Consider the following 24,636-nt stretch of genomic DNA (forward strand, 5'->3'; position numbering starts at 1 on the left):
CCCAAGGCCACCGAGGAAGAACCCCGGTGGGTGGTGGTGGATCTCGAGTTCGTCACCGAGTTCGACCAGCCCATCACCCGCGACCAGCTCAAAGAGGAAGAAGCCCTCGAAGACATGCTGGTTCTGCAACGGGGCCAGCGCCTCTCGGTGATGCCGGTCGAAGAAAGGCACTGGAAGCACATCTGCGAGATGGCCGGCGTCGATCCCTGAGCCCGCCACACCCGTTTCAATGCATACAAAAAAGCCGCCGAAATCGGCGGCTTTTTTACTGCCTGCTCAACCCGCGGGGGAGAGAGGCATCAGGCTCGGAGCACCGGGCGACCCGGCACTCCGATCTCGACTAGCTCAATCAGCTAGCCTGGCTCTGCCGGCGGCGCATCAGGAAGAGTGCGCCCAGGGCCAGGGCTCCGATCAGGAGCAGCAGACCGACCACGTCCAGGGTCGGGATCTCGATGCCCGGAGGCGGAGGCGGCTCGCCGAGGACACCGTTGACCACAAAGAGGAAGTCGGGGTTGGTGCCACCGCCGACGCCGCAGGTGGTCTGCGGGGTGAAGGTGGTGCAGCCGCTGCCGAAGCCATCGCCCGGGTTGCGCCACACGCTCTCAGCGTTGGTCTGCACCGTGCGGTTGCTCCAGAAGTGCTGACCGGCGGCGGCGAAGTTGTGGTTGGTCTGAACCGCCACCCAGTGCAGGCCCATCGGCAGCACGCAATCGGTGGGCAGATCGACGGTGAAGGAGCCGGTGCCGGCACCCGCGGTGATCGGAATGTCATCGTAGGTGCAGGTCGGGGTGCCGGCGGGGGCACCGCCAGCATCCGCGTAGAAATTGATGTTGATGCTGTCGGAAGTGCCGCCGGTGGTACCGACGGTGCGGACCTGCTGGATCACCCAGCCGTCGGGCCAGGTGACGTCGAAGTCATCGGCGCCCTCGGCGTCGTAGGCGTCGTAAGCGGCCTCGAAATTCTGGTCCGGGGCACCGTTGCCGGAGGCGTTGTCGGTCTGATCGTACAGATCCATGGCGCCGCCCTCACCGGCGGGGATCACACCGGTAGCACCGGCCTCAATCGACATCTGCGCACTTGCGGGCAGCGCCAGCAGCGCAATGGCCAACGCCGCAACCCACAAAATGTCTCCTCGTCTACGCATCATTCAGCTCCTTTGGGGATTCCTGTTGTCCTGAACGGATAGGGAAGTGTAAACCACTCAAGGGGTTGTTGTCAGCCCCCTTCTTGCAGTCGACGCAAATTTTCTTGGATCCGAGCATCGTCCGGATCCAGCTCCAGGGCCTTTTTCAAGGCGCTCACAGCGGCCTCACGGTCGCCGCGTAAAAACGCAACGTTACCCTTGTACTGATACACCACGGAAGCCTCCGGAGTCAAGTTTTCTGCCTCCAAAAGCAACTCCCAGGCCTCGTCGTAGCCCCCCCGGCGAGCCGACTCCTGGGCTTGTTGCAGCAGCTCCGCAGAACGGATCTCCTCCGGCGTCCGGGCCACTCGCTCTACCGCCGGCTCTCCCAAGCGCTCCAAAGCTCGCCGCGGTCCCTGGAGATCCGGGTCGTAACGTAGCGCCCGGCGATAGTCCGCCACCGCCGCCGCCCGCTCTCCCCGGGCCTCCGCCACCGCCCCTCGGCGGTAGTAGGCGGGAGCATAGTCCGGCACCGCCGCCAGGGCCCGCTCCAGGGCTTCGGCAGCCTCGTCATAGCGCTCCAGCCCGGCCATGGCGGTGGCGAAATCGGTGTTGAGTCCCGGGTTGTCGGGATCCTCCTGCAGCAACCGGTGGTAGATCTGCGCCGCCTTGCGGTATTCCCCGGCACGTAGTTGTAGGGTCGCCAGGTTGCGGTCCGCCTTCGGCGCGCCACCGCCGATATAACCCAGGCTGCGCAGCTTCTCCACCAGTGCCTCGTCCATGGCCCCGGCGTCTCCGGCGCCGGTGGAGCTGCCGGTGGACGGATCGTAGGCGGCAATGCGCTGGGGCTCCGGCAGATCCTCGAAGATCTCCGTCAGCACCCGCCCGGGCATCTCCTCCGACGGCGGCAGGCCGAGGAGTGCCAGCACCGTCGGCGTGAGGTCGAGAATGCTCACCCCCTGGGCTTGCTCCTGGGTTTGGGCTCCCGGGCGCACGCCGGCACCGTAGGCATAGAAGATCCCGTCGAGGCGATGAAATTCGTGGCTCACTCGCCGCAGGTCGCGGGTCTTACTGGGGTCCTCCGGCAGCTCGCCGAGCTCGAAGCCGTGGTCCGAGACGACGAACAGCACGTCGTCCGGGCCCAGGCGATTCATGAACTCACCGACGACGGCGTCGGCGCGCTGGTACATGGCCTCCACCACCCGCCCGTAGCGCTGCTGTTGCTCCGCCAGCTCGCCCTCCAAATCCTGCCGCCCCACCAGATGCCCAAAGAGATGGGAGACGGTGTCCGGAGCCTCGAAGTAGACCATCAGGAGGTCCGGATCCAGACTCTCCTGAAGGTAGAGCCCGATGTTTCGATAGCTGTCGGCGGTGGCCAGCGCCCACTTCAAGTGGCTCAGGTCGTCGCCGAAGCTGAAGGGGCCCGACGCCTCCGCCTCGGGCACGTCCGCCAGCTCTGCGACTTCGGCGGCGGTGACCTCCTCGGGGCGGCGCATACGCTGCTCCACCTGCGGCTGCAGCTCCGGCGGCGAGACCACCGCCGGCAGGTCTTCCTCCGCCAACGGGTCGTTGAGCAAGAAGTGGAAGCCCGTACGGTCGCTGATCACCGCACCATCGATGTCTTCCGCCGGCCAGGTGGCCCACCATCCCACCACCGCCGTGGTTTTGCCGGCATCGGTGAGCAAATTCCACAGCGCCGGAGTCTGCCGCATGCGGCTGGTCACCGGCAGCTCGCGGCCGGTCTCGGGATTCTCGATGACGAAGTGCGTGATGCCGTGGTCCACCGCCGGCCGGCCGGTGGCGATGGTGGTCCAGATCACCGGGCTGAGCAGCGGATGCTGGCTGCGCAGAGGTCCGGAAGCACCGCCGCGGGCCAGCTCGGCAAAATGCGGCAGCTTGCCCTGCTCCACCAGCTGGGCGACAAACCCCGGATCGACGCCGTCCAGCCCCAGGACCACCACTCTCCCCGCGCGCTCGTCCGTCCCACCACCGCCGCAGGCGCCGGTGACCAGTAGAATCACTGCGAGGCAAGCCCCGGCCCAATGGGCCCAATCCAAGAAGCTTCGGATGCTCCGGCTCAATGGTCCTGGAGACTGCCGCCGGCGGTGGTGCATAGCTGCCTCGTTCATGGCTCGTCACCGTATGCCGCCGCCGCCGCCGGGTCAAGAGCCTCTCTGGCGGAGGCGCCAGGACGGTTCCAATGACCCGACGGTCTTGCACCGCTGCCGGGGCCTCGGTTTACCATGAAGGGCACGCTCGCAATCATCGGCTCGCTCCTACGCTTCTCGCTCACTCTCTTGCACTTTCCCGAGGAGATCGAATGAATCTTCCCCCCCTTCCGTTCCGTCCTTTCTCCGGCCCTGGTCACGCCGTCCGCGCCGGAGCCCGCGCCATAGTCCTGGCGGCAGTCCTGGCGGCGCTCTTCCTCCTGCCCCTGCTCCCGGCCTCCTCCGCCTCCGCCCAGGGCGGCCCCCCGGAGCAGCCCGCGGCTTCGGCGCCGGAGGACTCCGCCGCTCCCCAGGTCTTGACCGTCGGCACCAAGGAAGCGGCCCCCTTCGCCTTCAAGGATGAATCGGGGGAATGGCAGGGACTGAGCATCGAGCTGTGGAGGAGTGTGGCGGACGAGCTCGGCGTTGAGTACGAATTCCGCGAGATGCCCCTCCAGGAGATGGTCGAGGAGTTGGAGAACGGAAGTCTCGCCGTCGCCGTCGCCGCCCTCACCATCACCGAAGACCGCGAGGCCGCCTTCGATTTCTCCCACCCCTTCTACACCTCCGGACTGGGCATCGCCATCGCCGACGGCGGCTCCCGCTGGCTCTCTTTCCTGCGCGGGGTCTTTTCGATTCGCTTCATCCAGGTGGTAGCGGTGCTGTCCTTGATCCTCCTCCTCGCTGGAACCCTGCTGTGGTTGTTCGAGCGGCGCAACAACGCCGAGCAATTCGGCGAGCGGTGGTTCCAAGGCTTGGGCCACGCATTCTGGTGGTCGGCGGTGACCATGACCACCGTCGGCTACGGCGACAAGGCACCGGTAACCCTCGGAGGGCGCTTCGTGGCACTGATCTGGATGTTCGCCAGCGTCATCCTCATTTCGAGCTTCACCGCCGGCATCGCCTCGTCGCTGACCGCCCATGAGTTCAAGAGGAATAGCGTGCAGGGCCCGCGGGACCTTCCCAAGGTCCAGGTCGCCACCGTCGCCGGAACCACCAGCCAGAACTACCTCCAGGCGGAGGCGGTGACGCATCAATCCCGGCCGTCGGTAGAGGCGGCCTTGGAAGATTTGGTGGCGGGCGAGGTGGAAGCGGTGGTGTACGACGCGCCGATCCTCCTCCATCTCGCCCAGCAGCAGGAAGACCACGATTTCATCATCCTGCCTTCGACCTTCACGCGCCAGGATTACGGCATCGCATTTCCCAGCGGCAGCCCGCTACGGGAGCGGGTCAACGTAGCTCTGCTGCACCACATCCGCAGCCCGGCGTGGCAGGAGACCGTCTTTGAATATCTGGGCCAACAGCCATGACCGGCCCCGCGGTTCCAGCTGGTACAATCCCAGCCCACTCGTAACCGTCCGTCGAAAGCGGAACCGCTCGAAGCTCCGGGGACTCGACGGCCACAGCGGCCACCGCCAACCGGTCTCCACCCCCGCCGAGCCTCAATGAGGAAGTCATGCCCGTGTTCTACTCGATCTCCCGTCGCGCCCCGTCGACCATCGCTGCGGCTGCCCTGGCGCTGGCGGCCTGTCTGCTGGTCCTTCTGACGGCTCCTGTAGCGGAAGCCGCCGTTTCCGGCTTCGTCCGCGACGCCGACACCTCCATGCCCTTGGCCGGCGCCAGCGTTCACCTGCAAGCGGACACCTCCACCGTGGTGGTGAGCGCCGCCGACGGCAGCTTCGATCTGCCGGTGACCTTTGCCGGCTTCGCGGTGATCACCGCCGCCTTGACCTACGACGCCGGCGCCTCGACGAATTACAACACCGGCGCCGCATTCGCCATGGACGGTACCAGCGGGATCGAGATTCTGCTGCAATCCATTCCCAGCGCCGACAATCCTTCCTACAGCCCACCGGAAGCGGGACTGTGCGGCAGCTGCCACGGCGACCAATTCAGCCAGTGGCAAACCGCCAATCACTCCCTCGCCGGCACCGACGAGTGGGTCTTGGACCTCTTTTCCGGCACCGGCACCGCCGGCGGCTCCGCCGGCTACGTATTCACCGATCTCCACGATCCCGGCGAGACCGGCTTCTGCGCCACCTGCCACGCGCCCATGGAAGATGTCTTCGACCCGGGCAACGTGATGCTCGACGAAGTCTCCACCCTCGGCGGGCTGGACGGCGTCTCCTGCCTCGCCTGCCATCAGATGGATTCGGTGAACGACAATGTCGACGCCCTTCATCACCTGGGCAATTCGACCTACCGCTTCCCCGACGAGCGTCCGTTCTTCGACACCTGGCAATTCGTCTGGGGCCCCTTGGACGACGTCAGCTTCGGCGGCATGCGCGCCGCCTACGCCCCGCATTTCCGCGAGTCCCGCATGTGCGCTTCCTGCCATCAATACGTCAATCCGGACACCGGCGCTCCCGGACAAAACACCTACGGCGAATGGCTGGCGTCCCCCTTCTCCGTGCCCGGGCCCACCTTCCAGAGCTGCCAGGACTGCCACATGCCGCCGGCGGATACCGACGGTACCGTCTGCGTCCTCGGCGACTCCCCCACCCGGCCGGCGCAGCAGCGGCGCCAGCACACCTTCATCGGCGCCACCCCGACGACCCTCGCCGACGCCATTCTCCTCGACGCCTCCGCCCTCGACGGCGCCGGCCTGCTGCAGGTCACCGCCGCGGTCACCAATGAGGGAGCCGGCCACGCCTTCCCCTCCGGTGTGTCCATCCGCAACGCCCTGCTGGTCATCGAGGCGAGCTACGACGGCACGCCGCTGAACCAGGTCTCCGGCCCGGTGGTGCCCTTCTGGGCCGACGACGAGGTGCCGGGCCAGCAGCCCGGAGACTATGCCGACTATCCCGGCAAGGGCTTCGCGAAGATTCTCGAAGGGCGCATCAACGGCACCGGCCCGACGGTGCGACCGGTGCTCTTCATCGACGCCGAAGGCGTCTTCTCCGACACCCTCATCCCCTCCGGTGCCACCGACGTCACCACCGTCGAATTCCAGCTGCCCCCGGAGGCCGAGCCCGGCGATCTGGTGGACGTCACCGTGCGCCTCCTCTACCGCCGAGCCTTCCGGGCTCTGGCGGTGACCAAGGGTTGGGATCAAACGCCCCAAGGCGGACCGGTGGAGATCGAGGTGGCGCGGCAGGATTTGAGCCTTCCCCTCACCGGTGGTCCGCTGCCCCCGGCAGAGATCCCCACCGCCGGCTCCATCGGGCTGTTGCTGCTGGCCCTGCTGCTGGCGGCCGGCGCACTCCTCCGTCTGCGGCGCGCGGCTTGAGGAAAGAGTCTTGAGCTCAGGTAACTCGGGTAGTTCGGTCAGGTCGGGCAGCCCGCGTCTGAGCCTGGTGGCCATCTGCGCCCTCGGCCTGGAGGAGATCCTCGAACAGGAGCTCAAGGATCTGGGCGCCCAGGGCATCCGCCGCCAGCGCGGGGCGGTGCTCTTCGAGGGCGGCTGGCAGGATTGCTGGCGCGCCAACTGGCGGCTGCGCACCGCCAACCGGGTGCTGGTGCGGCTGGCGGCCTGGCCCGGCCCCGACGGCGACAGCCTGGCGGCGGGAGCTCGGGCCCTGCTGCAGAACCCCGACCGCGGCTGGGGCGGGCTGAAGGTCGCCGACCTCTTCCACCCCGACCGCACCTTCGCCATCCACGCCACCTCCACCGCCTCCCAGGTGCGGGACACCCGCTGGGTCGGGCTCAAGGTCAAGGACGGCCTGGTGGACGGCCAGCGGGACCATTTCGGTTTCCGCGCCTCGGTGGATCGGCGGGATGCGGAGACCCAGCTGCGGGTCTGGCTGGCCAAGGATCGAGCGACTCTCCTGCTGGATACCTCCGGCGATCCTCTGGACCGCCGCGGCTACCGCAAACAGACCACCACCGCCCCGGTGCGCGAGCAGCTCGCCGCCGCCTGTATCCTGGCCTCGGGATGGGACGGCAAGGGCCCGGTGGTGGATCCCATGTGCGGTTCCGGCACCCTGCTGGCGGAAGCCGCCTCCATCGCCTTGGGCCGCTCCCCCAACGCTCTGCGCAAACGCTGGGGCTTCCAACGCCTGCCCAACTTCGACGCCGCCGGCTTCGATGCGGTGAAGCAGGAAGCCATTCCTGCCCCCGGCGCCCCCAATTCAGGACCGGGCGTCCAGCTCTACGGCGTCGACCGCGATCCCCAGGCCATCAACGCCGCCCGTACCAACCTGCGCCGCGCCCACCTGGCGGACCGCTCGCACCTGCGCAAAGGCGACGCCTATCGCTTCGTTCCCCCGGAGGGGCCGGGCCTGCTGGCGGTGAACCCCGCCTACGGCGAACGCCTGGACGAGGCGAAGGATCAATGGCGCCGCCTCGGGGACCTGCTCAAGCAGCGCTACAAGGGCTGGCGGGCGGTGGTCCTCGCCGGCGACGAGAGCCGTGGCAAATACATCGGCCTCAAGCCCAACGCCCGCATTCCCGTGCGCAACGGTCCCATCGACGCCCGCATCCTGGTCTTCGATCTATACTGAGGCCGATGAGCACCGGCAAGAACCCCAAGACCCAACACGTCTACAAGATCGCTTTCCAACAACAAGGCGAGGTCTTCGAGATCTTCGCCCGCCAGGTCTCCCAGGGCGGCCTCTTCGGCTTCATCGAGGTCGAGGAGATCGTCTTCGGCGAGCGCAGCCAGCTGGTGGTCGATCCCTCCGAGGAACGCCTCAAGACCGAATTCACCGGCGTCCGCCGCACCTACATCCCCATGCACTGCGTCATCCGCATCGACGAGGTTGAACGCGAAGGCCCCGGCCGCATCGCGCCGATTCAGGGCGAGGGCACAGTGGCTTCCTTCCCCATGCCGGTGCAGGCGCCGGGGAAGGGGACGCCGGAGGGGTGACCACGCTACGCCTACTCTCCTAAAGCCCTTGCGCCTAGCAGCAAGAACCTTACCCCCCCGAGACACACCGACCGATGGGAGCCCCCAATCTCATGCGATTCGTCTTCGTCATGGTCTCTTTCTTCCTCGCCTGCTTCCTCACCGCCTGCTCCGGCCTCGGGACTTCCACTGCCCCAGCCCCAGCCCCAGACACGGAGGATGAGTTCCGGAAGGCCGTATCCGTTCACGTCGATGCGGTCCAGAATCGCGACCTGGAGACGCTGCTGGACACCATCACCACCGGCGAGGATCTGACGCTGATCTTCCCCAACGGCACCACCTACTCCACCCGCAAGGAATATGTCGATTTCCATCGAGAGTGGTTCGCCGACGAGAGCTGGACCATGGAAATGGTGCCGGAGTCCTTCCTGGTCCGCGGAGACCTGGGCATCGCGCTGATGCGCACCACCTACACCGACGAAGCCGGCCCCCGGCAAGCCCTCCTCTCCCTCACCTTCACCCGGGAGGAGGGTCAGTGGCGACTGGTCTTCGACCAGAACACGCGCATCGTCGAGAAGTGAGCTCCGGCACCGGGCAGAACGACTAGCGCGTCTCTCGATCCCGGCTGGACGGCCCATGAGCATCACCACCCATCGGATCGGCGCCAGGGCCGCAGCGGCGGTCATGGCCATCGGTCTCGCCTATGTCGTCGTCCTGACCGCGGGCATGGTGCGCCATGGCTTCGAGGAGCCCATCACCGACCCGATTCTCGCCGTCATGGAGGTGCTCACCCTGCTCTCCGCGCTTCCCATCCTTCTCCTGGTCGCTACGATGGCGGAGCGCGCGCCGACTGAACAACGCCTCGCCGCCCGCATCGCTCTCGCCTTCGCCACCCTCTTCGCCGGTACCACCAGCGCAGTGCATTTCGTGGAGCTCACGGCGACGCGGCAGGCTGGCGGCGGTGGCCTGGTCTGGCCGTCCACGGCTTACGCGCTGGAGCTGCTGGCCTGGGATGTCTTCCTCGGCATCGCGCTCCTTTCCGCCGCGGCAACCCTGCATCCCAGGGGCCGCGAGAGAACCGCCCGGCAGGCGCTGCTCTTCTGTGGAGCCCTCTGCCTCGTGGGAACCATCGGCCCCCTCTCCGGCTACATGCGCCTGCAGCTCCTCGGCGTCTTCGGCTACGCCGTGGTTCTCCCCATCGCTGCCTTTCTCTTGTGGCGCCTCTTCTCGGCGGAGGGCTCCGCTGCCGAGGCTGGGGGAACGAGCGCCGGTTAGCGTGACTATTCTGCAACCGCAATGTAGAAGGTTGACGCCCGCACAGATACGAGCATACGCTCAAATTAAAGAGTTAGAGGGAGAGGCTGGTGGATACCGGCCCTTCCCGATCCGATCAAGGGTGAATTGAAGGTAGGGGGCATCGGGCCTCAAGGCCTGACTTCCGCAGGAGCTTTGATCGGAGGCCTCGGTCATGGGGGGATGGGAAGCTTGCCCGATGGAGCTTACCCGACGGGTTGCTCCACTGGATGAGCAAACGGAGCCGAAACGTCTTCGCTCTGGAAAGACCCCACCTAGAAAGGAGAGCCTCAGATGACGAAGCAGACGATCCATTCCCTTTCAGCCATCCTGGCAGCGGTCGTTCTCACGGGGCTTCTGGTCGCTCCCCCGGCGATCGCCGGTGAATCCGCCCAACAGCTCGACCAGCAGAAGCTCACCGAGCTAGGGAACTGGCAGAAAGCGGCGTCCGAACAGCGGGCCCGGCGATTGGTGGCGCAGTTGCGGCGGGAGCTGGCGCCGGTAGAAGATCAGATTCGCAACCATCCCTTCCTCGATGCGCTGGAAGCGGGCCAGGTGCCGGTGGAGACGCTCCAGGGCTTTGCCGTCGAGGAGTACTACATCATCCAGAGCGACCTGCGCAGCCAGGCGCTGCTCACCAGCCGCTTCGCGGTCACGCCGAGCAGTGACTTCTTCCGCGGGCTCCTCGGCGGAGAGAGAATCGCCTTCGACCTCATCCGCCGCTTCGGCGCCGCCGTCGGCCTCGACGAGGCCGACCTCGCCGCCCGCGAGCCCCGAGCTGGAGGCCAGGCCTTCCCCAACGCCGTGGCGTCCCTGGCGGCCTTCCGCACCGATGCCGAGGCTGCCGCCGCCTTCCTGCTCAACTTCGGAGTCTTCGGCGAGAACACCGCTCGAATGGCCACGGCGCTCCAGGACGTTTATGGCTACAGCCCCGAAGAGGTGGAGTTCTTCACCTTCTTTGGAACGCCCATCCCCGGTTTCGAGGAGGCCGCCATTGAGGTGATTGCCGCGGGTCTGGAGAAGGGGGCCGAGCCCCGCGACATCCGGCGGGCCGCACGCCTGCTCCAAGAGTACGAGCTGCAATTCTGGGACACGGTGGCGGAAGCTCCCTGAAGACCCTCGAACGCCCCATCCCATCCAGGATAGAGATCGGCAAGCCCCGGAGCTCGAGAGGGCGTCGGGGCTTGCCGCCGTAGGACAAGACCGAAGCTCACACCCCGACCCAGGAGAAAACCATGTTCAGAGCCCTACTCTTTGCCGTCCTATCCCTGCTCCTCTGCCTCTCGGCTTTCACGCCCCTCGAAGCTCAAGGCCCCAAGGGCCAATGCGGCGGCTCGTATTACATCGAGGAGGACGGCGGTGCGCGGGATGTCTGGACCTTCAGCGCCGACGGTACCTTCTTCGGCACCACCTCGACCCAGCCGTTGATCGGGTTCTCGGATCAGCAGGGGCATTGGCAGCGGCAGGGCCAAGGCGGCGAGGGCGTGCTCCTGACCTTCGTCTTCAACGATGACAACACTCTCCTCACCGTGGGCCGGGTGGAGATCGAATTCCAGGCCGACGACATCCGCTGCAACCGCATCAGCGGCTCCCTCTCCGTGCGCACCTTCGAGGATGGCGAAGATCCCCTCGACCCGTCCACCGACACCGGCGACCCCATCGCCGAGGACACCTTCGTCGGCCGGCGGATTCGGGCCGGCTCCTAGCTGCCTGCCGAAAGCGCCAGACAACCGCGAGAATTCACCTTCCGCTGAGACTCGCGACACTGCCCGGAGATCTAGTTTCTGGAGTTTCCCGGAGGACCGCACTGAGCGGTAGGAGCCGCCGGAGCCGCTGGAGCTCCCAAGGCCCCCGCGATGCAGATCCCCGCTCGCGACTGCCATCCTGGAATTTCTCCCCTCGCTCTTCTTCGAAGCAGTGCAACCTTGCGAATTATTTTTCGTACTTGAACTCAAGACGCATTTGCAACTGCCATGGGCGGTGGATCCGGGCCAATCGCCGCTCGGCACTTCATGGAGAGCAGATCATGTCGAGTCATTTCACCAAGCCTCAGTCCCCCTTCATCTCCTGCATCTTGGCGACCCTGGCCTGCCTGCTGGCCACCCCCGCGGCCTCCGCTATCTGCCTCAGCGGCGGCAACAGCGACACCATCATCAATGCCCTCAATCTCAACGGCACCGCCGAGCTCTGCCAGGGGGCCGTCTTCTCCGCCAACAAGATCATCAAGCTGAAGAACAATCAGAAGATCTTCACCACCGGCTACCCCACCAACGACAGCCAGAAAGCCTTGATCCAGGTGCCGGCAGGGGCCACTTACACCAAGCCGGTGATCCAGGCCTATACCGCTCAGAACGCCGAGATCCGCAACATCCGCATCGACGGCAATCGGGCTCAGAATCCCTACAACTACTCCCGGGCCCTGATCGCCATCTCCGGCAACAACGCCTGGCTCGACCACGTCTCGGCCACCAACACCTCGGGACTGAGCGCCATCGCGGCCTCCGACAACCCCAACTGCAGCGGCCTGCGCATCACCAACAGCTTCATCGGCGACAACGGATTCCACCCCAGCACCAACCCGCCGGGCCCCTTCGCCAACGGCATCGACTACCGCTGCAACAACGGCTACGTGGGCCACAACCACATCCGCAACGCCACCGACGGAGCCATCTCGTTCTACGGCGGCACCAACACCATCATCGAGCACAATTGGATCGCCAACGACACCCGTTCACTGTTCAGCGGCATCATCGCCGCCACCCTCTACAACGGTGATTTCACCGGCTCCATCGTGCGCAACAACCTGATCCAGACCTGCTGCGGCCAGCATATCCACGTGGCTCTGGCCATCGGCACCCACCTGTGGTGCGACGACAACAACCCCACCGGCGACTGCCAGACTTCCTCCGGCGCCACCTTCATCAACAACTCCGGCAGCGGCACCTTCGGCTTCGGCATCGTCGTCGACGGCATGCTCAACGCCACGGTGCAGGGCAACAATCTGGTCATGACCCCGTGGACCAGCCAGAACTGCTACATCCCAGGCCAGAATTGGTACGTCATCAACCAGCCCCACGCCTCCGGCAGCTTCCAGCCCGGGTACATCAACCGCAACGTCCACTGGCCCTGCCTCGGGCCGATCAACCTGTAGGAATGCAACTTTCCCCTGCGGGCAGCTCCCTGCTGCTCGCTGGGGGGAAGGTGTTCAGGGAGAGAAAGGGCGGCCGCGCCTCGGGAACCTTCGCGACCTCAGCCTCTTCGACTCTGCGGCCAGTGGCTGAAAAGTCCGCGGCCGGTCAGCGAAGAGTCACCCCTCCCCGTCCACCATCTCCTCCACCTTCTGCACCAGCAGGCGGTCGAGGTCTTGAGCGAGTTGGGAGACGGTAGGGCCGGCGAAGAAGTCGGCTAGGGAGAAGTCGAGCTGGAAGGTTTGGCGCACGGCGGCGACCATTTCGGCGGCGAGGAGGGATTGGCCGCCGAGCTCGAAGAAGTTGTCCTCGGCGCCGACGCGGTCGAGGCCCAGGATTTCCGCCCACAGACCGCTGAGGAGCTCTTCCGTGGGTGAGCCGGGGGGGACGTAGACCTCGCCGGCGGGGCGGCTCATGGTCTCCGGAGCGGGCAAGGCACCGCGGTCGAGACGAGCGTCGGGCTCTCGGGGCAGGGATTCCATCAACACGATGGCGGACGGCACCATGTACACCGGCAGCGTCGCCTCCAAATACTCCCGCAGCCGCGGTACCAAGCGACCGATGGCCGGATTGAGGTCCGAGGGGCGGGGGATGGACAGCTCGGGCTGGGGGAAGACCGGCGGGGCCAGGACGTCCTCGCCGTCGAGGCGCCGGAGCAGGATGTCGAAGCGGCCCTCGCCGTCGCAGCGGCTCCAGCTGATGTCCAGTCGGTAGTGGCAGCGGCGGGCCAGGTGCTGAAGATCCTCCGGCGCCAACCCCGGCACCGATCCGGGCTCCGCCTTCAGGGTCTCCAGGTGAGCGGCGAGGTCCTCGACCCGCGCGCCAAAGCTCTCCTCCTGCAACCAGCGGAGCGCTTCGATCTCGCGGTACAGCTTGCGGTTGGGAACCTGCACCAGGCCTAGGACTTCCGGCCGGCGAAGCTCCAGGTTGCGCACCAGCCGGTCGAGGGTCAGGCCGCTACGGCGCCAGTCCCGCCAGGCCACCGGCGTCGCCGCCGGCGAAGCATCCTCGGAGGCCCGCCGCAGCTCGACGTCGAAGTGGAAACGCGCAGCGGCGCTATCGGTGACCGCTCTCGGCCCGCCGCTGGGCCGCACCGCGATGGAAGCGAGGGCGGGCCAGGAGTCGCGGCGGCGATGGAAGAAGCCCGGATCCACCGCCAGCTGGTCGTCCTCCTCCACTGCCCGCTGGACCCGATCCCGCAACAATGCCAAAGGCAGCGAGGGCGAAGCCCGATGCAAGCTCTCGTCGAGATGTAGAGCGGGCAGCAAGGAGCGGTTGCGCAACCCGGCGAGCACCACCCGCCCTCCGGGGCACACCAATTCCAACGCCTGGCACAGGATGCGCTCCAGGTAGCCGGAATCGGGGAAGAATCGGACCGCCTCGTGGAGCACCACCAGATCGAAGCCACTGTTGCCGAGACCTTCCAGGTCCTCGGCCCGACGCTGCAACACCCGCACCGAGGCGAGACTCTGATCCGATTGTTGTTCGAGGCGCCGCTGCAGATCCGCCACGGAAATGGCGGAAGGATCGGTAGCCCAATACTCGACGCAGCGCGGTGCCAGCTGCAGCGTCAGCTCACCGCGTCCGCAGCCGATCTCCAGCACCCGCTCCGGAGATTCCCCGGCGAGCAACTCCAAGGCAGCGCGGGCGGCGTTCCAGCCCTCGGGGTCGCCGAATCCGGTGCCGCTGCTTTCGGTGGACGTCGGCGGCGCGTCTGATGGCCCCGTCGGCAACTGGGCCAGGGCTTCCCGCCAGGGGAAGTAGTCACGCACCACATAGGCCACCAGCCGCCGGTTGCCGGCGCCGTCTTCCCGGCACAGGACGGCGCATTGACCAACCTCCGGATGACGCAGCAGCCGTGCCTCGATCTCCTCCGGCTCCACCCGGTAGCCCCGGATCCGCACCTGCTGATCGAGGCGGCCAAGAACTTCCAACCCACCGTCGTGGGACCAGCGGGCCAGATCGCCGGTGCGGAAGAGTCGCTCTCCCGGTTGCCGGCTGAAAGGGTCCGGCAGGAAGTGTTCAGCGGTCCAACGGGGACGCCGGAAGTAACCGTTGGCGAGACCGTCGCCGGCCAGGTAGAGCTCTCCCACCGCCGTTGCCGGCTGCAGGCTGCCGCGGCGGTCCAAAAGGTAAGCCCGAATCCCCTGGACCGGGCCTCCCACCGGGTTGGTGGAGCGCTCCAGCGGCGCGGACAGCAGATCGTGACAGGTGGCGATGCCGGTGGTCTCGGCAGGGCCGTAGACCTGCAGCAGGCGGCTCGGCGGTCCGAAGCTGCGAATCCGCTCCAGCGACTCCGGCGAGACTCCTTCCCCCCCCACCAGCAGACGGCGCACCCCGGCGAAGGCATCCGGACGCTGCTCAGCGACCTGTTGCAGCACGGCGTTGGAGAGGTAGAGCACGGTGATGTGCCGTTCTTCGATGGCCGCCGCCAAACGCTGAGGATCCAGGGCCACGTCCACCGACAGGCTCTCCAACCGAGCCCCACAGAGCAGGGTGCCCCAAACTTCCAGCGCCGCCACTTCCGAGGCCAGGCCCGACGTTTGAGCCACACCGTCGTCGACGTCGAGGCTCAGCAGGGGATGGGGAACCAGCCGGCGGGTCAGGGCCCGGTGGGGCACTTCCACCCCCTGGAGCTCCCCGTGGGAGCCCGGGGTGTAGAGCACGTAGGCGGTGGCGGTCTCCGCCACCGGCACCGCCACACGCCCCCCTTCCAACGGGAGGGAGTCCTTCTCCAGACAGATGCTCGGACAGCCGCCCCGGGGCATGCGATCGATCCAACGACGCTCCGTCACCACCGCCGCCGGCTTGGCGTCCCGAGCGATGAGCTCGATGCGGCGACGGGGGAAGGCAGGATCCAGGGGAACGTAGGCGGCCCCGGTCTTGAGCACCCCCAACATCGCCACCACCGCCGCTGCGGTACCGCCGAAACACAGGCAGACCCGGTCTCCATGACCTACACCGAGAGCTCGGAGCCAGCGGGCCAGGGCTCCGGCCCGGTCCTCCAGCTCACCGTAGGTACAGGTCTCGCCGTCCTCCCCTCCTACCGCCAGGGCATCCGGAGTGCGATGGGCCCATCGGGCGATGTGCTGGTGGATGGAACCGCCGCTGGCGCTGGTCAGCCCCGGCCCCCATTCCACCAACAGCTGGTGGCGCTGGACCTCGGACATCAACGGCAGATCATGAATTCCCGCGGCGGGGTCGGTCACCGCCGCCGCCAGGAAACGCTGAAAGGTCTCCGCCAGCCGCTCGACGGTGCCGGCGTCGAAGCGGCCGTCATCGAAGAGCCAGCGACTCTCCACCCACTGCCCCAAAGTCAGCTCCAGCACCAGCTCGTGATGCCCCCGGCGAGCCCGGCGGCCGACGCTGGTGCGCCGGAAGACCACGCCGCCGGCGCTGGGCGGCTGCCGACCGTGGCGGCGCACCACCAGAGCCACCGGTGCCAGCGGCGCCGAGCGGCGGTCCCGTTCAGGGCGCAGCTCCTCCAACAAGCGATCGTAGGGAAGGTCACCGCGGTCCTGCACTTGCTGCAGGGTGTGGGCAACGGATTCCAGGTGTTGGTCGAAGGAGGTACCGCCGATCACCGCCGTCGGCACCGGTACGGCGTTGGCGAGAGGACCGACGAGGGTGGTGAGCTCCGGCACCGGGCGGGCCGCCAGCTCCCAGCCAATGATCTGGCGATCCCTCCCCGTCAGCCGGCTGAGCAGCGCGCCGAGGCTGGCGACGAGCACCGCAGGGGTGGAGACCTGGGCCGCCAAGAAGGCCAAAGCCTGGGCGGTTTCCGCCGGCAGAATGCGGTCGGCGGTGGCGGCGAGGGCCCCGGTCTGGCGGGCGGCGGGACGGTCCGCCGGCAACCCGGCGGCGGCGGGCCAGCCGTGGAGATGCTGGCGCCAGAAGTCCAAGTGCTGCTCCGCTTCGTCGCCGTCGAGGAATTGGCGCTGCCAAATGGCGAAGTCGGCGAATTGAATCGGCGGCGGGCTGAGATTGGACGATCGGCGCTCCGCCAAGGCACCGTAGAGCTCCCGAACCTCCGCGCCGAGGATCTCGGCGGAGCCTTCGTCGAAGACCATCGCCGGCACCGCCACCATCCACAGGGCGGTCGTGGCATCGAGGTGCAACAGCAGGGAGCGCACCAGCCGCGGCTGCCGCGCCTGCAGGGAGACTCCAGGGAGAGTCTGGGCCAACGCCACCGCCTCGATACGAGCCCGGCCAGGATCCAGCCGGCTGAGGTCCAGGCGCCGGCAGCGAGGCTGACGGCGAGGCTCGTGAGAGCGGTGCCGGCCCCCGCCCACCCGCTGGATCGGACCGTCCTCGGAGGTGGAAAAACTACTGCGGAGGATCTCGTGGCGCTCCACCACCACCGCCAGGGCCGCCTCCAGACGACTGGGGTCGAGGGCACCGGAAAGCTCCCAGGCCACCACCCATTGGTGAGAGCGGCCTGCCGGCGAAAGTTGTTCGAGGAGCCAAAGCCTTTGCTGGGCGAGGGTGAGGGGAACGCCATCGGCGTCCTCAACGCGAGCCGCTGCCAGCTTCAGGGGACGGTGGGACCAGGACTTGGAGGATCTCTTACGGCGGGAGGTGGAGGGATCCTGCCCGGGGAAGAGAATCATCAGCCGCTCCCCCTTCGATCCCACCCGGAACGGCGACTACCTCCGAAGCCGGGAGACCACCCCTGTGGATGCTCGGGTTGCGGCCCCAAGGTACTCTCCAGCTTCAACTACGATCTCCCCTCTCCCGCAGGAAAGCCGAATCCGAGCCAGCAGGAATGCAACAAAACGGTGAAGCTGAAAAGCATCACCGCCGCCCGGCGGACGGAAACGGAAATCGGTTCCGGCCTTCCCTCGTTACGTAGGGAGTGCATCGAGGGGGGAAAGACGAGACAGTCACGAGCCAGGAGGCGTCAGGGAAGGCGGCGGCAGCTGCTCGAAGGCCGGGTGGTAGAGGTCCCCTCCGGCGAGGATCATGGCGTAGAGGAAGGGCCCGAAGGCAACCGCCTCGCGGCCGTTGATCAGCACCAAGGGCGTGCCCCGGGGAGTGTGCTGCCAGGCGAAGGCCAGATCGTCCTCCAGGCTCTGCTGGACCTCCGGCTGCTGGACGCACTGCCGCAAGGCCGCAGCGTCCATGACCGGTTCGGCGAAGCTGAAGACCTGCTCCAGGGTGAGCTCTCGCTGGGCGTCGAAGAGACGGGTGGCGTAGGCCTCCCGCTGCTCCTTGGACTGGCTTTCGAAGCAAATGCGCGCCAGCGCCGCGGTACAGCTCACCGGCTCCCCGTCCCGCGGGGGCAGGCGCGGATTGCACCGGCCGTCGAGGGGGAAGTGCCGGGAATCGATCACGAAGCTGCCCTTCGGAGCACTGTTCCACAACGCATCCAAGGTCTGGTGCAGAGTGGCGCAGTGGCTGCAGCGGATGTCGGTGAACTCGGTGAGGCGCACGGGCGCGGCGGGGTCTCCCAGCGGCGCCCGCATTTCCGGCTGGGGCAGAGTCGTTGCAGCCCGATGCCGCCCCAAGGCCTGGCTCACGGCCTGCTGCAGATCCGGAGTGAGGCCAGTCAAAAAGCCCTCCAGGCCGCCACTTCGAGGCGCTGATTGAAGAGCTTCCTGAGCGGCGCCGGCGGCGGGGGTGCGCAGACCGGGATAGAGCATCAGGGCGTAGGAGCCGGCAAAGACCGCCAACACCACCAACAATCCCTGAAGCTTTGAACCCTGTTGGCCGCGCTCTCCCAAGAAGGCGAAGACCGTCACCGCGAAGACCGCGGTGAGAAAGTAGACCACCGAGCAGCTGCTGCACCACTGCCCCTGGGCACCGCTCACCACCACCAGGGCCCCCACCGCCAGGACGCCCCCCGCCGCCGCCCAGGGCAGCGCCGCCCGCACCCCCGGCGCCGGCTTCCGGCGCACCGACGAGATCAAGGCGACCAGCGCCAGGAGCAGAGCGGTGAGCCCCCAGGCCAGCCCCCAACCCGCCACCGGCACGCCGGTGGCCTGATGCACCGCGGTGGCGAAGCGTGAATCCCAGAGTTGAGCGCAGTCGCTGCCCCCGAAGACGCACACCACGTCAGCGCCTCCCCGCGATTGCAGCAGCTGACTCCACAGGTGGCCGGACCACAGCGCGGTGGCGCCGGCGGTGGCCACCAGCACGGCCAGGGCCTGAACTTCGGAGGGTCCACTCCCGGAGGCGCTCTTTTCGGGAGCGCTATTCTCAGAAGTAGGGACTTCGGGCGTGGGCTGCGACGATTGAGTCATGACAGGGTCTCCGGAAGGCCAGGGTGCAAGGGGGCGTCGTTCAGGGGATTGCTCCGGCGAGGGTGATGTTCTCCGCCTGAGCGCCACCGTCCTTGCGTTCCGACGGCGCTAGCTCGAATTCGAAGATCATCCTCCGACTGGGCAAGTCGCGAACGTTGACCTGCTCCGGCAGCTGGGAGTCGTGGAAGAAGACGCTTTGATAGAGAGAGCCGGGCTGGCGGGTGTCGGTGATCCACAGCCCCGGGCCGACCCGGGTCATGTAGCGGAAGAAGCCGTACCCTTCATCAAAGTGGTTGTAGCACAAGCCTCGCACCCGGGAGCCGATGCGCCCCCACTCGGCACGTTCCCGGCCCTCCGGTGGCAGCAGCTGCGGGACCAGGTAGCCGGAGAGGAAGAGGTCCGCCTCCCGCCGCAGCTCCGACGAGATATTGTCGAAGGCCAGCACCTCCACCCGGCAGCCGCGGTTCTGCAACGCCCGCACTACCTGGACGAAATCGCCGTCGCCGGTGACCAGCAGCACGCGATCCAGGTTGGCGCTCTGGAGCAGCGCGTCCACCGCCATCTCGAGATCCGCATTGGCCTTGCCCACCCGATTCCCCAACTCGTCCCGGTACCAGCGCACTTCCTTTTCGATCACCTTGTAACCGAAGTCCCGCAGACTGGAGAAATACCCCAGCTGCCGGCGCCGGTACTGGCCATCGTCCTGGGCCCGCTCGGCGTCGAAGGTGACGTAGACGTTGAGCCGGATGGCTTCGGCACCGTCGCGGCCGGCGAACTCTCGCAGCACGTCGTAACGCATCCCAAAGCCGCCGTTGCGCGCCAGGTTGGCGCCGTCCACATAGATTCCAAGCTTGATTCCGCTCTTGCTCAAGATTCGTCTCTCCTCACCCGACTCATATCCTCACGGACCCCGGTCTTTTCCGAGGCCCCAGTCTCTTTGGAGGCCCTGCTCTCTGTCATCGACCTGGCCCCATCGAGGCGTTCGAGGGCCAAGTGCTGCAGCGCCAGAATCGTCTTGCCATCCCGGATCTCCCCCCGCCGCAGCAGCTCGAAGGCCCGCTCCACCGGCAGGATCACCACTTCCAAGTCCTCGTGCTCGTCGGCGACGCCGCCGCCGTCCTCCACCCGCTGATCCGGGCTCACCACCGCCCGGAAGAGATGGACCTCTTCGGAGCTCACTCCCGGACTGGGATAGAAGACCATCACCTCCTCCAGCCCCTGCTCCACCCGATAGCCGGTCTCTTCCAGAATCTCCCGCCGGGCGACTTCCTCAAGGCTCTCCCCCGCTTCCTGCAACCCCGCCGGCACCTCCAGCAACCACGCGCCACCGTCCGGCTGGCCCCGATGCCGCTGGCGCTCGAGGACCGGGAACCGCAACTGGCGCACCAAAACCACCGTATCCGCCTCGGCATCGACCAACAGAACCGCCACCGCGACCTTCTGGCAGAAGGTCACCCGTGTGACTTCGGGGCTCCAGGAGCCGTCGAAGTGACGAAAGCGCAGCCGCGATTCCTGCACCCAAAAGAGCTGACGGAAGCGGTAATGCTCCCGCTCCTCGAGGATCTCCACCTGGTGGCTGTCGGCTGGGGTTTCGTCGGTCATCTTCGGGGGTTTTCCGCCGCCGTCGGCGGTGCCTGAGCGTACCATCTAGGACCAATCCTGGGTACGAGCAGCGATTGGATATAGTCTCCTTCCATGGAAGATCTCGAAGAGATGATCCGCCGCGCCCGGGAAGCCATGGCGAAAGCCTACGCACCCTACTCCCAGTTTCCCGTGGGCGCTTGTGTGCGGGGGGTCTCCGGAACGCTCTACGCCGGCTGCAACGTGGAGAATGCCTCCTTCCCCGAAGGTTGGTGTGCCGAGACCTCGGCGCTGGCGGCGCTGGTGCTGGCGGGGGAACAGCGCATCGAAGCGGCGGTGGTGGTCACCGCCGGGGACGAGCCCTGCTCCCCCTGCGGTGGCTGCCGCCAGCGGCTGAGCGAGTTCGCCGCCCCCGACACGCCCATCCTGCTCTGCTTCGGTGAAGATGGCCGCCAGGCCACCACCATCGGGGAGTTGCTACCCCTGGCCTTCGATGGCCACCTGCTCCCCGGCGCGGCCCCTTCCGGGAGCTCTTGAGCTCGCTCTTGACCGGCGAGGCTCCCCAATCCCTAGCCAGTGCTCTGCATCGGGGCGCCAGGGCCGTCGCCCGGCAGCCGATAGCCGCCGCGGCGAGCTTCGGAGGCCTCGGACTCCTGGTGGCGGCGGGCTGCCTGGTGCCCTGGGCCAATATCGCCTTCATCCTCTTCGCCCTGGCCCCGCTGCTCGGCGGCGCGCCTGCCCTCGCCCTGGCCTTGATCCACCGGCAGCCCGTGGGTGCCGAGCTCCTCTTCCGAGGCTTCCGTACCTACGAGCGCTTCTTGGGCTTGTTCTGGCTCGGCTACCTCCTCCTCGGCTTTCTCGCCTTTCCCTGGCTCCTGGTCCTGGCCCTGGGGCGCCACCTGCCGCCGCTGCTGCAGAGCGCGGCCTGGGGCTTGGGCGCCGCAGCAGCAGTGGCGGGACTGGGGCTCGCCGCCGCCCGCTGGCTCTTCGTCTTCCTGATCGCCGCCGAAGCACCGCCGGAAGTCTCCTTGGACGCCGTTCTCCAAGCCGCCGCCGACCTCAGCCACGGCCGCCGCTGGCGATGCCTCGGCCACGGGCTGGCCTGCGGCGCCCTGGCCTTGAGCGGCCTGGCACTGCTGGGAATCGGCGCTCTGGTGACGGTACCGTGGGCCGCCGGCACGCTGGCGGCGCTCTACGAGGACGCCAAGACCCGAGTCTCCATCCCCGGGGCCACGACTTCCGAGCCACCAGCTGCCTCCGCCGAGAGCCCGTGGTATTCTGCGCCGGCATCGGTCCACGAGCTCGACTATGAGCGAAAACTCCGCTGACAAAACATCTAGCGCCGCCGAAGAGCGCAACCTGATCCACCGCATCGCCGACGGCGACGGGGAGGCCCTCGGGGAGCTCTACGATCGCTACTCGCCGCTGCTGCTGGGCCTCGCCCGCCGCATCCTGCGCCGCGACGGCGATGCCGAGGAAGTACTCCAGGAGGTCATGCTGCAGGTCTGGAAGCAGGCGCACCGCTACGAGAAGAGCCGCTCCGCGGTGACCACCTGGCTGGTGCTCCTGACCCGCAGCCGAGCCATCGACCGGCTGCGCAGCCAGCGCAGTCGCGACCGCACCCTCGACGCCTACCAGGTGGAAACTCCGGTGCAAAAACATGCATCCGCCACCGCCTCCGGAACCGTATTGATGAACGAGCGGCGGGAACGACTCTCCACCGCCCTCGCGGATTTGCCGGAGGAACAGCGTCAGGTGTTGGAGCTAGCGTTTTACAGCGGCCTGAGCCAGAGCGAGATCGCCGCCGCCATCGACATCCCCCTGGGCACGGTGAAGACCCGGACCCTCCTCGCCATGCGCAAGCTGCGCAAGGCCCTGGAAGGTGAGATGAAGGAACTGCTATGAGCGCCGAAACGAATTCCCAGGACGCCTTGCTGGAAGCGGTCCTGGCAGCGCTGGAAGAAGACGGCCCGTCTGCGGACGAGGAGTTGCGCTCCGAAGGAGTCCGCGGCCATCTGCAGGCCCTGGCCCTCCTGCCCTACGCCCTGGAACCCGAGACGCCGCCCCAGGCCCTGCGCCAGCAGGTGATGGACCGGGTGCGGGGAGCATCGCAGACCTCGGACTCAGCAGAAGCCGCCACCGTGGCGGATCTCTCGCAAGCCCGGCGTTCCTCGGAGAACCGGCGGCTCCCCGCTCCTCCGGCCGGCGGAGCCCTGGTGTGGCCCTGGCGGCTGGCCGCCGCGGTGCTCGCTCTCTGCGTCCTCGGTCTCGGCCTCTTCGCCTTCAGCCTCAACCAGCGCCTGAGCCAGCAGGAGGTCGCCCTCGCCACCCTCGGCGACACCCTGGGGCCGAATTCGGCGGCGGGTCCGGAAGCCACCGCCACCGAGGTAGCGCGGCTCCAGCAACAGCTGGACGACCTCAGCCAGCGCTTCACCATGATCACCACCACCGCTGCCCGGCTCTATCCCATCCGGCCACAGCAGGCTTCGCTGCAGCAGTCCCGGGTGCGCGGCGTGATGTACGTGTGCTCCGACCATCAGCGCTGGTACGTCAACCTCCAGGGATTGGAACCGGCCCCCGACGGCCGCGAGTACCATCTGTGGTTCCTCACCGCCGATGGCCCGGTGGACGCCCGCACCTTCCAGGTCACCGCCGGCCAGCCCGCCGAGATGCGCGACCTGACCATGCCCAACGGCACCCGCGGCGTCGCCGTCTCCCTGGAGCCGGCGGACGAGCCCCACGGCCCCCGGCCCACCGGTCCGATCCTGCTCAAGGGCGACGAGTCCATGCGCATCTGAGCGCATCGGCGCCCGTCTCTGCTAACCAGCCGCTGCCTTCTCCATCGCCCGCGCCAGCACCGTCAGCACTTCGTCCTGCTCCGCCTCGCCCATATAAGCGAAGAGGGGCAGATTGAGGACGCTGCGGGAAAGCTCCTCGGCCCGCTCCCCACCGATGGCGCCGTGGAGATGCCCTTCCGCCCCGGGCTGGGTGGACATGCTGCCGGGATAGACCCGGCCGGTGCCGATGCCGGCGTCCCGCAGCACCGCCTCCACCGCATCCCGCCGCTGCGGATCCTGCAGCGTGACGTTGAGGTAGCCGTTCTCCTCATAGCCCGCCGGCAGCGCCGGCACCCGCACTCCCAGCTCCGGCAGGCGCTGCCGATAGCGCGCTGCCAGCTGCTGGCGGCTCTCCAGGCGCCGGTCGAAATGCTCCAGCGATAGATTCAAGAAGGCGGCGTCGAAGCCGCTCATGCGGCTGTTCCACCCCACCCAGGCGTGCTGGTAGTGGTCGGAGCGCCCGTGGTTTCCCAGGCGCCGTACGAGATCCGCCATCTCCGCATCGGAGCACAGCACCGCACCGGCGTCGCCGCAGGCCCCCAGGACCTTGGCGGGGTAGAAGGAGATGGTGGAGATGAGGGCATCGCGGTAGATGGACTCGCCGCCGTAGGTCACCCCGAAGCTTTGAGCACCGTCTTCCACCAGTGGAATCTCCCGCTCCCGGCACAGGCTGCGGATCTCTGCGAGCTTTCCCGATCCCCAGCCGTAGAGATGCACAAGGATTACCGCCTTGGGCTGGTAGTGGTCGAGGGCCTGGCGCAGCAGGTCGAGGTCGAGCTGCAGGTCGTCGGGGTCGATATCCACGGTCACCGGCCGTCCGCCGCAGTTGATCACCGCCTCGAAGGTAGCCCAAAAAGTGGCGTCGGGAATCGCCACCACGTCCCCCGGCCCCACTCCCACTGCCCGCAGCGCCAGCTGCAGAGCGTCGGTGCCGTTGGCGCAGGCAACGGCGGCGGCGGCCCCGGTGCGCTGCACCAGGTTGCGCTCCAGCTGTTCTACGTCCGGGCCACCGACGAAGCGGGTGTTCTCGGTGATGTCCCGGCAGATCTCCGCCCAGCGTTCGAGGAATCCGTCCTCGAAGCGTCGTAGATCGATGAATGGCACTCCCATGGGCCTCTCCTCTCTTCTTCCCTTCTCACTCGAACTTTTCATTGCGCCCACCGCGGCGGTGGCCCTCGAAGACTATCGAAGAACGACCCGGGCTTGGAGAATTCCAGGCACGAACTCCCGGCACAACCCTCAGACTCGGCCTCGCCGCGGAAGAAACAGTACCCAGGGAGTGTCCTGGGACGAGTAGAGCGAGGACTCCGAGGCGCCCGCCGCCGGCAGGAACCGGCGCGGAGAAACGCGCGGAACTGTCCGAGCGCAGCGAGTTTTCC

Annotated in this window: 21 protein-coding genes; 14 read left to right on the forward strand and 7 right to left on the reverse strand. The window is 67.3% G+C overall.

The window, feature by feature from the left end; genetic code table 11:
- A partial coding sequence (locus tag SX243_15280) for an EVE domain-containing protein (protein MDY7094331.1) occupies positions 1–210 on the forward strand: 210 nt, incomplete at its 5' end.
- A 139-nt stretch (positions 211–349) separates the two neighbouring features.
- Here SX243_15280 and SX243_15285 read toward each other — a convergent pair.
- Together SX243_15285 and SX243_15290 are read right to left on the reverse strand one after the other, a co-directional pair.
- Positions 350–1,147: a hypothetical protein gene (locus tag SX243_15285; GenBank protein MDY7094332.1), complete on the reverse strand. Its 798-nt coding sequence runs from the start codon at positions 1,145–1,147 to the stop codon at positions 350–352.
- 68 nt (positions 1,148–1,215) lie between these two features.
- Complete coding sequence (locus SX243_15290) at positions 1,216–3,252, reverse strand: alkaline phosphatase family protein (protein ID MDY7094333.1); 2,037 nt, start codon at positions 3,250–3,252, stop codon at positions 1,216–1,218.
- Positions 3,253–3,443: 191 nt separating this feature from the next.
- Here SX243_15290 and SX243_15295 point away from each other — a divergent pair, with 191 nt between their 5' ends.
- From SX243_15295 to SX243_15335, 9 genes are all read left to right on the forward strand, one after another.
- Positions 3,444–4,640 carry a transporter substrate-binding domain-containing protein gene (locus SX243_15295; protein MDY7094334.1) on the forward strand — a complete coding sequence of 399 codons (1,197 nt, stop codon included), beginning with the start codon at positions 3,444–3,446 and terminating at the stop codon, positions 4,638–4,640.
- A gap of 146 nt (positions 4,641–4,786) precedes the next feature.
- Positions 4,787–6,559, forward strand: a complete 1,773-nt coding sequence (locus SX243_15300; protein ID MDY7094335.1) for a multiheme c-type cytochrome — start codon at positions 4,787–4,789, stop codon at positions 6,557–6,559.
- 10 nt (positions 6,560–6,569) lie between these two features.
- The gene (locus tag SX243_15305; GenBank protein ID MDY7094336.1) at positions 6,570–7,772 is read left to right on the forward strand and encodes an RNA methyltransferase; all 1,203 of its coding nucleotides are present in this window, start codon (positions 6,570–6,572) and stop codon (positions 7,770–7,772) included.
- Between the two features lie 5 nt (positions 7,773–7,777).
- A complete protein-coding gene (locus tag SX243_15310; protein ID MDY7094337.1) occupies positions 7,778–8,137 on the forward strand; it encodes a DUF1820 family protein in 360 nt (119 codons plus the stop codon).
- A 92-nt stretch (positions 8,138–8,229) separates the two neighbouring features.
- A complete protein-coding gene (locus tag SX243_15315) occupies positions 8,230–8,697 on the forward strand; it encodes a nuclear transport factor 2 family protein (protein MDY7094338.1) in 468 nt (155 codons plus the stop codon).
- A 55-nt stretch (positions 8,698–8,752) separates the two neighbouring features.
- Positions 8,753–9,391 (forward strand): hypothetical protein, encoded by a 639-nt coding sequence (locus SX243_15320; protein ID MDY7094339.1) that lies wholly within the window; start codon positions 8,753–8,755, stop codon positions 9,389–9,391.
- Between the two features lie 312 nt (positions 9,392–9,703).
- Positions 9,704–10,522 (forward strand): hypothetical protein, encoded by an 819-nt coding sequence (locus SX243_15325; protein MDY7094340.1) that lies wholly within the window; start codon positions 9,704–9,706, stop codon positions 10,520–10,522.
- Between the two features lie 122 nt (positions 10,523–10,644).
- Positions 10,645–11,115, forward strand: a complete 471-nt coding sequence (locus SX243_15330) for a hypothetical protein (protein ID MDY7094341.1) — start codon at positions 10,645–10,647, stop codon at positions 11,113–11,115.
- A 320-nt stretch (positions 11,116–11,435) separates the two neighbouring features.
- Positions 11,436–12,560, forward strand: coding sequence for a hypothetical protein (locus SX243_15335; GenBank protein ID MDY7094342.1), 1,125 nt, complete (start codon positions 11,436–11,438; stop codon positions 12,558–12,560).
- A gap of 156 nt (positions 12,561–12,716) precedes the next feature.
- Here the strand turns inward: SX243_15335 and SX243_15340 are convergent, their stop codons facing one another.
- The 4 genes from SX243_15340 to SX243_15355 form a co-directional block, all read right to left on the reverse strand.
- Complete coding sequence (locus tag SX243_15340) at positions 12,717–17,207, reverse strand: amino acid adenylation domain-containing protein (protein MDY7094343.1); 4,491 nt, start codon at positions 17,205–17,207, stop codon at positions 12,717–12,719.
- Between the two features lie 273 nt (positions 17,208–17,480).
- The gene (locus SX243_15345; GenBank protein MDY7094344.1) at positions 17,481–18,839 is read right to left on the reverse strand and encodes a thioredoxin domain-containing protein; all 1,359 of its coding nucleotides are present in this window, start codon (positions 18,837–18,839) and stop codon (positions 17,481–17,483) included.
- A 40-nt stretch (positions 18,840–18,879) separates the two neighbouring features.
- The gene (locus SX243_15350) at positions 18,880–19,710 is read right to left on the reverse strand and encodes an NYN domain-containing protein (GenBank protein ID MDY7094345.1); all 831 of its coding nucleotides are present in this window, start codon (positions 19,708–19,710) and stop codon (positions 18,880–18,882) included.
- Positions 19,707–20,486, reverse strand: coding sequence for an NUDIX hydrolase (locus tag SX243_15355; GenBank protein ID MDY7094346.1), 780 nt, complete (start codon positions 20,484–20,486; stop codon positions 19,707–19,709). The genes SX243_15350 and SX243_15355 overlap by 4 nt, the downstream gene beginning before the upstream one ends.
- A 48-nt stretch (positions 20,487–20,534) precedes the next feature.
- Here SX243_15355 and cdd point away from each other — a divergent pair, with 48 nt between their 5' ends.
- From cdd to SX243_15375, 4 genes are read left to right on the forward strand one after another with little or no spacing between them, the layout of a single operon-like run.
- Complete coding sequence (gene cdd / locus SX243_15360; GenBank protein MDY7094347.1) at positions 20,535–20,957, forward strand: cytidine deaminase; 423 nt, start codon at positions 20,535–20,537, stop codon at positions 20,955–20,957.
- Positions 20,954–21,748: a hypothetical protein gene (locus SX243_15365; GenBank protein ID MDY7094348.1), complete on the forward strand. Its 795-nt coding sequence runs from the start codon at positions 20,954–20,956 to the stop codon at positions 21,746–21,748. Before cdd ends, SX243_15365 begins: the two co-directional genes overlap by 4 nt.
- On the forward strand, positions 21,729–22,325 hold the full coding sequence (locus tag SX243_15370) for a sigma-70 family RNA polymerase sigma factor (protein MDY7094349.1): 597 nt from the start codon (positions 21,729–21,731) through the stop codon (positions 22,323–22,325). The genes SX243_15365 and SX243_15370 overlap by 20 nt, the downstream gene beginning before the upstream one ends.
- Positions 22,322–23,218, forward strand: coding sequence for an anti-sigma factor (locus tag SX243_15375; protein MDY7094350.1), 897 nt, complete (start codon positions 22,322–22,324; stop codon positions 23,216–23,218). The genes SX243_15370 and SX243_15375 overlap by 4 nt, the downstream gene beginning before the upstream one ends.
- Positions 23,219–23,239: 21 nt before the next feature.
- On the opposite strand, the gene SX243_15380 is transcribed toward SX243_15375, so the two are convergent.
- Positions 23,240–24,367 carry an aminotransferase class I/II-fold pyridoxal phosphate-dependent enzyme gene (locus SX243_15380; protein ID MDY7094351.1) on the reverse strand — a complete coding sequence of 376 codons (1,128 nt, stop codon included), beginning with the start codon at positions 24,365–24,367 and terminating at the stop codon, positions 23,240–23,242.
- Positions 24,368–24,636: the final 269 nt, after the last annotated feature.

Source organism: Acidobacteriota bacterium (assembly GCA_034211275.1).
In the GTDB taxonomy this organism is placed as follows: Bacteria; Acidobacteriota; Thermoanaerobaculia; order Multivoradales; family JAHZIX01; genus JAGQSE01.